The 12,692-nt window shown below is 64.9% G+C and carries 11 protein-coding genes, 1 tRNA gene and 1 pseudogene; 8 read left to right on the forward strand and 5 right to left on the reverse strand.

The window, feature by feature from the left end; all coding sequences use genetic code 11:
* The first annotated feature begins 21 nt into the window (after positions 1 to 21).
* Positions 22 to 1,848, forward strand: coding sequence for a DEAD/DEAH box helicase (locus NKJ34_RS07050; RefSeq protein ID WP_253737575.1), 1,827 nt, complete (start codon positions 22 to 24; stop codon positions 1,846 to 1,848).
* Between the two features lie 8 nt (positions 1,849 to 1,856).
* On the opposite strand, the gene thsB is transcribed toward NKJ34_RS07050, so the two are convergent.
* From thsB to NKJ34_RS07065, 3 genes are all read right to left on the reverse strand, one after another.
* Positions 1,857 to 3,485 carry a thermosome subunit beta gene (gene thsB, locus NKJ34_RS07055; protein ID WP_253737576.1) on the reverse strand — a complete coding sequence of 543 codons (1,629 nt, stop codon included), beginning with the start codon at positions 3,483 to 3,485 and terminating at the stop codon, positions 1,857 to 1,859.
* Positions 3,482 to 4,753: a formamidase gene (gene fmdA, locus NKJ34_RS07060; RefSeq protein ID WP_253737577.1), complete on the reverse strand. Its 1,272-nt coding sequence runs from the start codon at positions 4,751 to 4,753 to the stop codon at positions 3,482 to 3,484. Before fmdA ends, thsB begins: the two co-directional genes overlap by 4 nt.
* A 206-nt stretch (positions 4,754 to 4,959) precedes the next feature.
* The gene (locus tag NKJ34_RS07065) at positions 4,960 to 6,024 is read right to left on the reverse strand and encodes a pyridoxal-phosphate-dependent aminotransferase family protein (protein ID WP_253737578.1); all 1,065 of its coding nucleotides are present in this window, start codon (positions 6,022 to 6,024) and stop codon (positions 4,960 to 4,962) included.
* A 111-nt stretch (positions 6,025 to 6,135) separates the two neighbouring features.
* On the opposite strand from NKJ34_RS07065, the gene NKJ34_RS07070 reads away from it, so the two are divergent.
* Positions 6,136 to 6,453 (forward strand): hypothetical protein, encoded by a 318-nt coding sequence (locus tag NKJ34_RS07070; RefSeq protein ID WP_253737579.1) that lies wholly within the window; start codon positions 6,136 to 6,138, stop codon positions 6,451 to 6,453.
* Here the strand turns inward: NKJ34_RS07070 and NKJ34_RS07075 are convergent.
* Positions 6,450 to 7,226, reverse strand: coding sequence for a hypothetical protein (locus NKJ34_RS07075; RefSeq protein ID WP_253737580.1), 777 nt, complete (start codon positions 7,224 to 7,226; stop codon positions 6,450 to 6,452). The two genes, NKJ34_RS07070 and NKJ34_RS07075, sit on opposite strands and share 4 nt — an antisense overlap.
* Before the next feature lie 116 nt (positions 7,227 to 7,342).
* Here NKJ34_RS07075 and NKJ34_RS07080 point away from each other — a divergent pair.
* Positions 7,343 to 7,416: transfer RNA gene (locus tag NKJ34_RS07080), tRNA-Tyr, on the forward strand.
* Positions 7,417 to 7,548: 132 nt separating this feature from the next.
* Here the strand turns inward: NKJ34_RS07080 and NKJ34_RS07085 are convergent.
* The gene (locus tag NKJ34_RS07085; RefSeq protein WP_253737581.1) at positions 7,549 to 7,893 is read right to left on the reverse strand and encodes a 2Fe-2S iron-sulfur cluster-binding protein; all 345 of its coding nucleotides are present in this window, start codon (positions 7,891 to 7,893) and stop codon (positions 7,549 to 7,551) included.
* 362 nt (positions 7,894 to 8,255) lie between these two features.
* Here NKJ34_RS07085 and NKJ34_RS07090 point away from each other — a divergent pair, with 362 nt between their 5' ends.
* The 5 genes and pseudogenes from NKJ34_RS07090 to NKJ34_RS07110 all read left to right on the forward strand — a co-directional run.
* Entirely contained in the window at positions 8,256 to 10,376 is a 2,121-nt protein-coding gene (locus NKJ34_RS07090) for an acetate--CoA ligase family protein (RefSeq protein WP_253737582.1), read from the forward strand.
* A gap of 128 nt (positions 10,377 to 10,504) precedes the next feature.
* Entirely contained in the window at positions 10,505 to 10,957 is a 453-nt protein-coding gene (locus NKJ34_RS07095; RefSeq protein WP_253737583.1) for a 6-pyruvoyl trahydropterin synthase family protein, read from the forward strand.
* Between the two features lies 1 nt (position 10,958).
* Positions 10,959 to 11,771: a 7-carboxy-7-deazaguanine synthase QueE gene (locus NKJ34_RS07100; RefSeq protein ID WP_253737584.1), complete on the forward strand. Its 813-nt coding sequence runs from the start codon at positions 10,959 to 10,961 to the stop codon at positions 11,769 to 11,771.
* 2 nt (positions 11,772 to 11,773) lie between these two features.
* Positions 11,774 to 12,526, forward strand: a complete 753-nt coding sequence (gene queC / locus NKJ34_RS07105; RefSeq protein WP_256488623.1) for a 7-cyano-7-deazaguanine synthase QueC — start codon at positions 11,774 to 11,776, stop codon at positions 12,524 to 12,526.
* A gap of 96 nt (positions 12,527 to 12,622) precedes the next feature.
* A pseudogene (locus NKJ34_RS07110) lies at positions 12,623 to 12,692 on the forward strand (IS6 family transposase); the annotation flags it as partial.

Genomic DNA, 12,692 nt, shown 5'->3' on the forward strand with positions numbered 1-12,692 from the left:
GTCGGCCCCATTCGGTCGACAATGACCGACGACACCGACGGGGACCCCCTCTCGCTCGACGACTTTTATGCTGCCGTCGACGCCGAAGAACGACCGGTGTTGACCGCCGGGCAGGTCGCCCGGCGGCTCGACCGTTCCGAATCTGCTGCCCAACGTGACCTTGAGGCGCTCGCCGAGGCCGGTGACCTCGAAACCGTCCGCCTCGAAGGCGAGTCGGTCGCATGGTACCCCACCGACATCCGTGATCTCGCCGGCCGCGAGCGCGTGATCGTCTTTCCGACCCGGCGGGAGGTCGTCGTCGACCAGCCGACCCAGTACACCCGCGCCCAGCTCTCGCAGTTCGCCCATCTGGTCGACTCGACGGGCACCGATCCCGGCACGCGGGGGTATCTCTACCGGATTCGCCAAGAGGACATCTGGGCCGCCCCCTTTGATGATCTCGACGACCTGCTGGGATCGATGCGGTCGGTGCTGCCGCGGCGGTCGCCGCATCTCGAAGAGTGGGTCGAATCACAGTGGAATCGCGCCCACCAGTTCACCCTCCGGACCCACGAGGACGGCTACACGGTGCTGGAAGCCGCGACCGAGGAGCTGATGGGCAACGTCGCCCGGCAGAAGCTCGACGACGACCAGCTTCGGGCCCCGATGTCGGATACCGAAAGCTGGGTCAACAGCGACGAGGTGGCCAGTGTCAAGCGCACGCTCTACGAGGCAGGGTATCCGGTCGTCGACGAGCGCGACCTCGACACCGGCGACCCCATCGAGGTCGACCTCACCGCGACGCTTCGTGAATATCAGCAGTCGTGGGTCGACACCTTCCTCGACCAGCAGGCAGGGGTGTATGTGGGCCCGCCGGGTAGCGGCAAAACGATCGCCGCCATCGCCACCATTGCCGCAGTGGGCGGTGAGACGCTGATCCTCGTGCCGAGTCGAGAGCTTGCGGCGCAGTGGCGCGAGGCGTTGACGAGTGAGTCGACGCTGGTCGACGAGCAGATCGGCGAGTACCACGGCGGCCAGAAGAATATTCGACCAGTCACGATCGCGACCTACCAGACCGCCGGGATGGACCGCCATCGCCAGCTGTTCGATTCGCGGAAGTGGGGGCTGATCGTCTACGACGAGGTTCACCATATTCCCAGCGAGGTATTTCGCCGGAGTGCCGATCTCCAGACGTCCCACCGCCTCGGGCTCAGCGCATCGCCAGTCCGTTCTGACGACAAGGAGTCCGAGATATTCACCCTGATCGGCCCGCCGATCGGCACAGATTGGGCCGCGCTGTTCGACGCCGGGTTCGTCGCCGAACCCGAGGTCGAAATCCGGTACGTGCCGTGGCGCGACGAGATGGCCAGAAACGAGTACACGAGCGCGGATGGTCGGGAGCGCTACCAGTTGGCCGCGATGAATCCCGCGAAGATCGCCGAGATCCGGTATCTCTGCGAGACGCATCCAGATTCGAAAGCGCTGATCTTCGTCGACTACCTCGACCAAGGGACCGAGATCGCCGAGGCGCTCGACGTACCGTTTATCAGCGGCGAGACGCGACACCACGAGCGCCAGCGGCAGTTCGAAGCGTTCCGCAACGGCGAGTTGCGGACGATGGTCGTCTCGCGGATCGCCGACGAGGGGATCGATCTCCCCAACGCGGAGTTGGCGATCGTCGCCTCGGGATTAGGTGGATCGCGTCGACAGGGTACCCAGCGGGCCGGGCGGACGATGCGGCCCGTCGGGAGTGCGGTCATGTACGTGCTGGCGACGCGTGGGACCCGCGAGGAGGACTTCGCTCAAAAACAGATGCGGCACTTGGCGGGCAAAGGTGTGCGGATTCGGGAGACGACCGTCAGCGAGTAGCCGGATCGTCAGTGGCTGAGTGCCCACGGATAGCCGCCAGCGTGACTACCGTGATCGTGTCCCGCGTGGCCCTCATGAGCGTGTCCACTGTGGCTAGCATGGTGCGTGTCTTTCTGCGACTGTTCGGATACACTCACAGAACCGATCCGCAACAGCGTTACGGTGGCTTCGAGCGCGGTCACCAGTGCGCGTTCGAAAACCGCTCGCGGCTCGACGACGCCCGCCTCGATCATCTCCCGCGTCGACCCCGAGCGGTCGATTCCCACGGTCGTGGCTCCCGCGTCGTGACTCGTTCGAAGCGCCGCCAGCGTGTCGACCGGGTTTGCGCCGGCGTTCGTCGCCAACACGCGTGGGATGCCTTCGACAGCCTCGGCGAACCCGCGAACGGCGAGCTGCTCGCGGCCCGACACCCCTTCGGCAAACGCCGAGAGCTCCCGTACGACGGCCATCGCAGTCGCGCCGCCACCCGGAACCACCACGCCGTCGTGGGCCGCCTGCTCGACGACAGCCGTCGACGTCCGCAGAATGCGGGCCATCTCGTCGGCCACGTGGGGTGTCCCACCGCGTAGTAGTAGCGTCGACCGCGAGCAGTCGGGGGCGCCCGCAATCGTCAGGGTCTCGGTCGCGCCGAACGACCGCTGGCGGACCGACTCGGCGCGGCCGACAGCCTGCGGCGTCAGTTCGTCGACTGACTGGACCGCGGTTGCGCCGGTCGACCGCGTGATGGCGTCGAACTCGTCCTGTCGGGTGCGCTCGACGGCGAGAATCCCGGCAGCCGCCAGTTTGGTCCGAACGTTGTCATCGATGGATTTCTGGCAGAAGACGACCGTCGCTCCGACCTCCCGCAACCGGTCGACGATCCTCTCCCGAACCTGCCGGTCGTGGTGCCGGAAGGCGGCCGCCTGCTTGGCATCGGACACCGAGAGTGTCTCGACGCAATCGGGGACCTCGACAGTCAACTCGGAGCCGATCAGGGCGATTTTCGGCTCGCTAACCGTCCGAAACCCGGTGGCATCGAGGAGATCGATGCTCGTCGACGAGCTATCGAGGTCGACGAGGAGGCCGTCGACGACGCGGGAATCCCGAAGTTCGCCGCCGGGATAAGCACGGATCGTGAGTCGGTCCGATTCGAAGTCGACGGCTTCGAGGGCCGAGACTGCCAGCGAGGCAAAGCGGTCGGTCGACTGGTCGTCCCAGCGGCCAGTGACGGCCGTGGTCGCGACTGAGTGGAGGGCGTCGTCATCGGGGTCGATGCTGTGTGCGTGCTCCGAGAGCCGCTGGCGGGCACACGTTGTGGCCTGATAGTAGCCGTCGATGATCGTCGTCGGATGGAGGCCATCCGACTGCAACGACTGGGCCGTCGACAGGAGTTCACCGACGAGCAGCAGCGCCGTCGTCGTGCCGTCGCCGACCGCCTGCTGGTGGCGCTCGGCCACGGTTTCGAGCACTCGCCCGACGGGGTCCGTGATCGCCAACCGGTCGAGGATGCTCGCGCCGTCGTTCGTCACGACGACCCGGCCGCGATCGTCGACCAGCATCTTGTCCCTCCCGTTCGGCCCGAGCGTCGACCGGACGGTGTCCGCCAGCGCGATGCCGGCGTCGAGCGGCGACCCGTCGGAGTCGTCGTCGCTGCTCACAGCGGATCGTCGGTGACGACGACGTTGCCGCGGTCCTCGCTGTTGGCGTCGAGGCCGCTGGGGGAGATGTCGAACTCGAAGGCCCCCTTCGGGAGCGCGAGCGTCGAACAGGCGTTCGGGACGTCGACGACGCCGCTCTGTCGCCCCTCGACCGGCACCGTGCCGAGGATGTGGTAGGCCTGCTCGCCGGTGTAGCCGAACTGTTTGAGGTAGTCGATCGCCTGGAGGGAGGCCCGGCGGTAGGCGGTGTGGGAATCGATGTATTTCTGTTCGCCGTCCTCGGTGACGGAGTAACCACAGAAGGTGACGTAGTCCTCGAAAGTCGGCCCGCGGTGGCCCGGTTCGAAGATCGGATGGTCGACGCCGTGTTTCTCCATCCCGTTTTTGACGAGATCGAACTTGACGTCGGCGTAGGCGGCCATCTCGATGGCCCCACAGAAGGTGATCTCGCCGTCGCCCTGCGAGGCGTGGAAGTCGCCGAGGCCGAACTTCGCGCCTTCGACGTACACCGGGAAGTAGACCGTCGAGCCGATCGAGAGGTCCTTGATGTCGTGATTACCGCCGTGTTCGCGCGGTGGGACGGTTCGGGCAGCCTCCTCAGCGGCGTCTTCGGCCTCGTCAGGGTCCATCTCACCCATCATCGCGCCCTCCGTGGTTGGTGGGTTTGCGACGCCCGGCTCGTGTTCACCGGTGGGATGGTTCGGGATCGATTCGGGATCCTCCTCGAACTTGTCGATCAGTTCCTGCTCGCGGCTGTTCCACTCGTCTAAGAGTTCCTGACTCGGGGCACAGCCTGCGAGACCGGGGTGGATCTTGCCCTCGTACCGAACGTCGGGGATGTGCCGCGAGGAGACGGTGTAGCCTTCGAGATCCCAGATGGATTTGGCGGCGTGTGGGAAGTGGTCGGTGAGGAAGCCGCCGCCGTTCTGCTGGGAGAACGTGCCGGTGAAACCGAACTCCGAGCGGTCGTTGAGCGGCCCCATATCCAGGAACTCGACTTTGAGCAAATCGCCCGGCTCCGCGCCGTTGACGTGGACCGGTCCGGCCAGATAGTGGACTTGGCTGAGGTCGACGTCCCGAACGTCGTTGGCGTTGTCGTCGTCGCTGATCTGGCCGCCTGTCCAGTCGAGGGCCTCCAACCGCATCGTCTCGCCGGGGTCGGCCTCGGCGACCGCCGGAATATCCGGATGCCATCGGTTGAACGGCTTGGCATCGGGCTGTTCGTCTGGTGGGCTCTCGACGTCGACTTCGAATGCTATCTCAGGCATTGATGACAACCTACATACAGGCGATGTGGACGAGCATACATAAACTCAATTCGCAATATAGATTAATTTCTAGGCACCAAATACAAAGATAGAATCGTATTCGTCTAAGAAAACCTCTTTTCAGCCAACTATGTTAGAATAATCGACGGTTTAAACGATGAAGTACCAAGCGTGGATTGTCAGGTCGTATACTGCGTACACCCGATCTACTCGACGACCGCTTCGACCGCGTCCATTACACGGTCGACCTTCTCCACGTCCGCATTGTAGCCCATGTGGCCGACACGGAGGATATCGTCGGCCAAATCGCCGAGGCTCGTTGCGAGGACGATGTCGTGGTCTTCCTCGACGCGCTGTTGAATTCGCTTGGCCTCAGCGGGGATGTGGAAGGCCGTGACTGTTGGCGAACTCCGGGCTTCGTCGGGATACAGATCGAGTCCGAGTTCCGCGCCGCGCTCGCGGCACCGCTCGGCAGCCCGCTGGTGTCGTTTATAAACGGCTTCACGGCCTTCGTCGACCAGCCGCTCGACGGCCACATCGAGCGCCGCAACGTTCGCGTCGAGATGGGTGTACGGGAACCCCTCCGAGACGTCGCGCCACGGGAGAAGATTCGTATACAAGGAGGATGGCTCGCGGGCTTCCATCCCATCCCACGCGCGGTCGCTGACCGCGACCGTCGTCAGCCCCGGCGGCGCACTGAAGACCTTCTGGGAGGCGCCGAGACAGATGTCGATCCGGTCGGTCGGGACCGGCGTGCCGCCCAGCGAGGAGACGGCGTCGACGACGCTCAAAACATCGTACGCGTCTAACAGATCCAACACGGGTCCGAGATCGTTGAGTGTCCCTGTCGGGGTTTCGCAGTGGACCAGCGTGGCAGCCGTGAACGGATCGTCCGACTCCTCAGCCTCGGCGAGTGCAGCCTCGATGGCGTCGAGATCGTACCCCTCGTCGTAGGGGGCAGCGACGAGTTCGGGCTCGCCGTCGTAGTCGTCGACGAAGTTGGCGAACCCGTCGCCATACAGGCCGTTCGAGATACAGAGCACGCGGTCGCCCGGCGCGACCAGCGAGGCGATGGCAGCTTCGAGGCCGAGGATGCCCTCGCCGCCGGGGACGATCACGTCGTGGTCGGTGTCGTAGACCGTCTGGAGGTTCCCACAGAGTCGGTGATAGCGGTCGGCGAACCCGGATTGCACGGCGGAGTTCGGCTGCGGTTCGGCCATCGCCTCCCGGACCTCGGGTGGGACCGCGGTCGGCCCCGGTGTGAATAACATACAGTGTGTGGGGAGTCGACCCATTAGCCGGTTGTGGTCTGGCGGGCGGCGGTGAGGTGTTCAGTTTATGAATATGAAATTTTATTGTAATCTGTGTGGATGGTTCGATACATGAAACGCCGGTCATTTTTTGCCGCTGCGTTTCTGTTTTCCGGCATCATCTTTGCCGGAATCACAGCTAAATGGATTCGTACCGGGGACTCAGCTAGCTATATATATGCCATTCTCACTATAATATATATCGCTTGGGCTGGTATGTATCAGCTGCATCCGAAACCGATAGGCGATCCCGACGAACCGGCCCCGCGTGAGTGGTTCGTACTTGCAGGCCTCGTTGCGCTGGTATTGCTCGGTTCCACACTGCTGCTACTTGGTTCTGCACTGCTACTGCGCGATTCCGTACTGCTACTGTTCGTCGTGGTTGGTTAGTCGATCTCGTCGGGTTCGTCCCACGGCGCGTCGACGTCGACTGCCTCAATCGCGTGGCTGATCTCCGCTTCGCTGAAGTCGATCTCGTCGAGCACCATGCTCAGGCGTTGCCATCGGGCGCTCTGGTCGTCCTCGCCCTCCGGGCCGACACGCGCGCCGCGAGTCTTGAAGAAGCGTTTGCCGCGGCCGAGGCGGGAGCCTTCGCCGGTGTGGCCGTCGAAGATCGCGTCGCATTTCTCTCCGGGTTCGAGATCGCCCGCCGGGAAGTCGACCGCAGGCTCCTCGTCGTTCTCCCTCGCTTCGGCGCGCACGTCGGCGACTTTGCGGAAGTACTCGTCGGCATTGGCGGCTTCGCGCGTGGAGGGCGCGCGGGCCGCGGCGAGGGCGGCGTGGATCGCACAGAGTCGACCCTTCCAAGAGGCTTCATCCCAGCGCTCTGTGGCGAGTTCCTCGTAGCGTTCGATAGTGAGTGCGACCTCGTGGCCCGCCCGGAGATCCTCGACGACATAGAGGTTGAGTCGGTCCCAGAGGTTCCACGCGTAGCCCGAGCGGGCGAGTTCCCAGGCGGCCCAGGCGGCGACTTCCTCGTCAGAGCGGCGGACGGCCTTCTGGAGCAGACTAGAGATGGCATAGCGGTTGTAGCCGCCGTCGGTCTCGTTGGCTTCCTTGGGCTTGCCGAAGTCGTTGTCCGTGTCGGCCTCAGGGTCGCGGTCAGTATCGAGTTCGCCGTCGCTGCCGAAGGTCGCCTGTCGTGGCTCACGCTCCTCGCCCATGGCGGCTGTGGGACCGGTGGGGGCTAAAGGTCGACGGCTCAGACTGTGGGAGGGCGTGGCGATCGACGCGGAAATGAGAATTCTTAAACAGGGCTGGGCGACTATGGTGAAGTAGCCCGCCCTTAGCTCAGCCTGGTAGAGCAGTCGACTGTAGATCGACTTGTCCCCCGTTCAATTCGGGGAGGGCGGACTGAACTTCAACACCCGCGAGTGACAACGAACGGTGTTGAATGTGAAGGACTTCTCGACCCGAATTGAGCAGCGAACGACCGCAGGGAAGTGAGTGAGTTCAATTCGGGAAGGGCGGACGACGAGGAATTCCTCACTCCCGGCGCCCCCACACCACCTTTTCGACCAACGCCACCCGCAAATCCTGCTCCACCTCGATCTGACACGACAGCCGCGGATAGCCGAAGCGCTCGGCCAGTTTGTCGTGCCAGTGATCCGGTTCAACCCCATCCGCGATCCGAACCCCACAGGTCGCACAGAGCCCACGACCGCCGCAGTTGGCCCGCTTGGTCAGTCGACTGTACGGCGACACCCCGGCCTCCAGGAGCACGTCCCGCAGCACGCGACCGCGCTCGACGACGAGTTCGGTCTCGTCGTCGCCGTCGACCACGACCACCCGAACGGTGTTGTCCGGGTCGGATCCTGGATCGCTACTCATGCGTAGGTACTGGTGAGAAGTGTGCAAAAGGGTACTGCTGACCGGTGAGATAGGACGGGGTTGGTAAATAAAACCGAGTTAGTGAACCGGTTGTGAACAGTTAGAAAGCCCCCGGCGTCTCGGCTCCCGCGACCGGAGCCACTCGGGGCTTTCTGGGCCTTCGAGGTTACTACTGCAACTCGAACACTACCAACAGGCAAACCAGTGTTACCGAAACACGGCCACTGATCTTAATCACGGATCGACCGAACCGGCGCGTATGGTCCCCCTAGCGTTGCGTCCCCCAAGACACCAGCCAATCCCCCACCCCCCAATCCCCCACCCCCTCACTTGCCAACAAACATCCACAGGAGGCCCCACCCATGCCTGACCTCGACGGCCTCCTCAGCCCGGATCGAATCGCCGTCGTCGGATCGACCGACCGGGAGGGATCGGTCGGCCGCGCCCTGCTGGAGAACCTCTCGACGTTCGACGGTGACCTCCTCCCGATCAACCCCAACCGCGAGGAGGCTCTGGGGATGTACTGTTACCCCGACATCGAATCCGTCCCGAACCCCGCGACGGTCGACCTCGCAATCGTCGCCATCCCCGCCGCGGTCGTCGTCGAGACCGTGCGCCAACTCGGCGCCGTCGGCGTCGACCACGTTGTCGTCATCTCGGCGGGGTTCAGCGAGGCCGACGCCGAGGGCCGCCAACGCGAACGCGAGTTGATCGCCGTCGCCGAGGAGTACGATCTCTCGCTGATCGGCCCGAACTCCGTCGGGATCATGAGCACCGCGACCGGCCTCGACGCGACGTTCCTGGAGGGTACCCCACCCGAAGGCGGGCTCTCCCTGGTGAGCCAGTCGGGGGCGTTCATCGCGGCGGTGATCGGCTGGGCGGTCCAGCACGGCATCGGCTTTTCCCACATCGTCTCGCTGGGTAACGAGGCGGTCCTCGACGAGACCGCGTTCCTGACGGCGTGGGACGACGACCCCGCGACCGACGTGGTTCTCTGCTACGTCGAAGACGTCGACGACGGCCGGGCGTTCATCGAGACCGCCCGCGAGGTGACCACCGAAACCCCGGTCGTCGTCGTCAAATCCGGCCGAACCACGGCGGGGGCGGCGGCCGTCGCCTCACACACCGGCTCGCTGGCCGGCAGCGAGGACGCCTACGAGGCCGGCTTCGAGCAGGCCGGCGTGCTCCGAGCCCGGACCATCCAGGACGTCTTCGACTTCGGCCAGGCACTCGCCGGACTCCCACCACTCGCTGACGACCGGATCGCTATCGTCACCAACGGCGGCGGACCGGGGGTGCTCGCCGCCGACGCCGTCGACGACGCTCGACTCGATCTGGCCGAATTCTCGTCGCCTGTCAGCGGCGAACTCGAATCCCACCTCCCGGCGGCGGCCGACGTGACGAACCCCCTGGACATCATCGGCGACGCCGATCTCGACCGCTTCGAATCGGCACTCGACACGGTCCTGGACGCCGAGACGGTCGACGGCGCGGTCGTGCTGTCGGTGCCCACCGCCCTCTACGAGTTCGCGGACTTGGCGGCGGTCATCGGCGACCGACAGCAACAGTACGACAAACCGGTGGTCGCCTGTCTGATGGGCGGCGAGCCGGCGGATCGGGCCGCCGAGGCTCTCCGGGAGTACGGGATTCCGAACTACTTCGACCCAGACCGGGCCGTCTCCAGCCTCCAGGCACTCGCCGACTACGGCGCGATCCGCCGCCGGGAGTACGGCGAGCCGACGACGTTCGACGTCGACCGCGAGGCCGCCCGCGAGATCCTCTGGGAGACAGTCGAGCGCGACATCGACTTCCTCGGCACCGAAGCCATCGGTCTTTTGGACGCCTACGGGATCCCCACCGCCACCGGCGAGATCGTCACGAACCCGGCCGCCGCCATGGAAGTCGCCGCGGGGATCGAGGGGCCCGTAGTGATGAAACTCGTCAGCCCCGATATCATCCACAAATCCGACATCGGCGGCGTCGAGATCGGGGTTCAGGAAACGGACGCGGCCGACACCTACCGGAGGCTCGTCGAGCGCGCCCGAGAACACGACCCCGAGGCGCAGGTCCTCGGCGTGCGCGTCGAGGAACTGGTCGACCCCGCCGAGCGCACCGAGACGATCGTCGGCGCGAGTCGGGACCCACAGTTCGGCCCCCTGCTCATGTTCGGGTTCGGTGGGATCTTCGTCGAAGTATTCGACGACACCGCCTTTCGGGTCGCCCCGGTCACCGAGCGGGAGGCCCGGCGGATGACCAGCGAGATCCGGGCCGCGCCGATGCTCCGCGGCGCACGCGGCCGGCGGCCCGCCGACGTCGACGCGCTGGTCGAGACGATCCAACGGATCTCCCAACTCGTGACCGACTTCCCGGCGATCATCGAACTCGACGTGAATCCGCTTGTCGTCTCGCCGGCCGGCATCTCAGCTATCGACGTCCGACTTCGGGTCGATGCGAACACCCTCACCGGAAGTGTCGACGACTAGTTCCACGATAGACGAGTACGGAGCGGGGCATCGATCAGTCAGCCGCCGTCCGCTCGCCACGAACATCGTCGACACCGGCATCGAGCCAACAGTGCAGATTTATATATCCGACTCGGTAATCTCGTGATATGTCTCAACGACTCTCTCGGGAGCATTCGCTCGTCGACCGGGCTGGCGAGCGGACGATCCACGTCGGTCGCGACCGGCCGATCCGGATCAGCTCCGGCCACCGTATTCTCCACCACGACGGCAAGTGTAGCCGCCCACACGGCCACAACTACGAGATCTCGGTGGCGGTCACCGGCGAACTCACCGCGGAAGGCTGGGTCGCCGACAAGGGTGACGTGACCGATATTATCGACCGCTGGGATCACCGCTTCCTGCTGGAGGAGGGCGACCCCCTGATCGAGGCCTTCGAGGACGCCGGCGACGGCGATGCGGTGGTCGTCCTCGATGCAGCGCCCACCGCGGAGGTGATGGCCGTGCTTCTCGAAGAGCGACTCCTAGCCGAACTCCCCGAGACGGTCACCGAGGTGGCCGTCGACGTCAGCGAAACGGCCGAACTCAGCAGTTGCCAGTAAGATGCCAGTCACCTCTGAGCCACGCATCGACGACCGCGACCCCGCCAGCGAGGTCGACGGGCCGGCGCTGCCGATCAACGAACTGTTCGCGTCCCTGCAGGGCGAGGGCGTCCTCGCGGGCGTCTCGAGCGTGTTCATCCGCACGAGCGGCTGTAACCTCCGGTGTTGGTTCTGTGACTCCTACCACACCTCGTGGGAGCCGACCCACGCGTGGATGGGCCTCGACGAGATCGTCGACCGCGTCTCGGAGTTCGACGCCGACCACGTCGTCCTCACTGGTGGCGAGCCGCTGATCCACGACGAGGCGGTGACGCTGATCGATCGCCTCAGCGACCGCGGCTACCACATCACCGTCGAAACCAACGGGACGATCGCCCCGCCGCCTGAGACGCCGATCGACCTCGCCTCTGTTAGCCCGAAACTGGCGTCGTCGACGCCAACCCCCGAGCGACCACCGGCAGGCGGCGAGAACGACGGCGAGCAGGCAGGCGTCGACGACTGGCAGCAGCGCCACGAAGCCGACCGGATCGACTACGACGCGCTGACCGCCCTCGTCGAGCGGTTCGGTTTCCAACTCAAGTTCGTCCTCACGGGCCGTGAGGACCTGCCCGAAATCGAGTCGCTGATTGCCGATTTGCGGGCCGAAACTGGGACCGAGATCGCCGACACCGACGTGCTGTTGATGCCGGAGGGACAGACCCGCGAGCAGCTGGCCGAAACGCGCCAAGCGGTCGCCGAGGTAGCCATCGAATCGGGGTATCGGTACACCCCGCGGCTCCACGTCGACCTCTGGAACGACGCCCCCGAAACCTAACGATGCCACAATCCACACAGAACCCGTCGACCACCGACACCGCCGACGCACCGAGCGGCGACCAGCCACCCAAACGCGCCGTCGTCCTCGTCTCCGGCGGGATGGACAGCGCGACGACCGTCTACGAGGCCCGCGAGCGCGGGTACGATCTGTATCTCCTCCACACCTCCTACGGCCAGCGCACCGAGACGAAGGAGTACGACTGCGCCCGGCGGTTGGCCGAGATCGTCGGTGCGGCGGAGTTCCTCCACATCGAAACCGATCACCTCCAGCAGATCGGGGGGTCGGCGCTCACCGACGACGAAATCGCGGTCGACGACGCCGATCTCGACAGCGAGGAGATCCCCGACACCTACGTCCCGTTCCGCAACGCCAACCTGCTGTCGATGGCGGTCTCGTATGCCGAGGCCAACGACTGCGAAGCCGTCTTCGTCGGCGCCCACAGCGAGGACTTCTCGGGGTACCCCGACTGCCGACCCGAATTTTTCGAGGCGTTCGAAACGATGGTCGACGTGGGGACGAAACCCGACACCGAGATCGCAATCGAGGTACCGTTCGTCGAGTCGAGCAAGACCGACATCGCCGACCGCGGCGTCGACCTCGGGGTGCCGTTCGAACACACCTGGAGCTGTTACCGCGACGAGGAACCGGCCTGCGGCACCTGTGATGCGTGTGCGTTCCGGCTGCAGGCCTTCCAGCGGCTCGGCGTCCGCGATCCGATCCCGTACACCGAACGGCCCGAATACGCCGACTGACCGGGGAATAATGTCACGTATCGCACTTTTTGTGTGGAAAGGCACTGTCTAGTTAAGCCAGTTTGAGAAGTGAGCAGTTCGTGGTTTGAGTTGTTGATGCTATCCCCAGAACTGCTCAGTGAGTCGTTAGACACGGCAAATCTTGAATGTTGGGAGCGAGAGCGGA

It is taken from the genome of Halohasta salina, assembly GCF_024178165.1.
In the GTDB taxonomy this organism is placed as follows: domain Archaea; phylum Halobacteriota; class Halobacteria; order Halobacteriales; family Haloferacaceae; genus Halohasta; species Halohasta salina.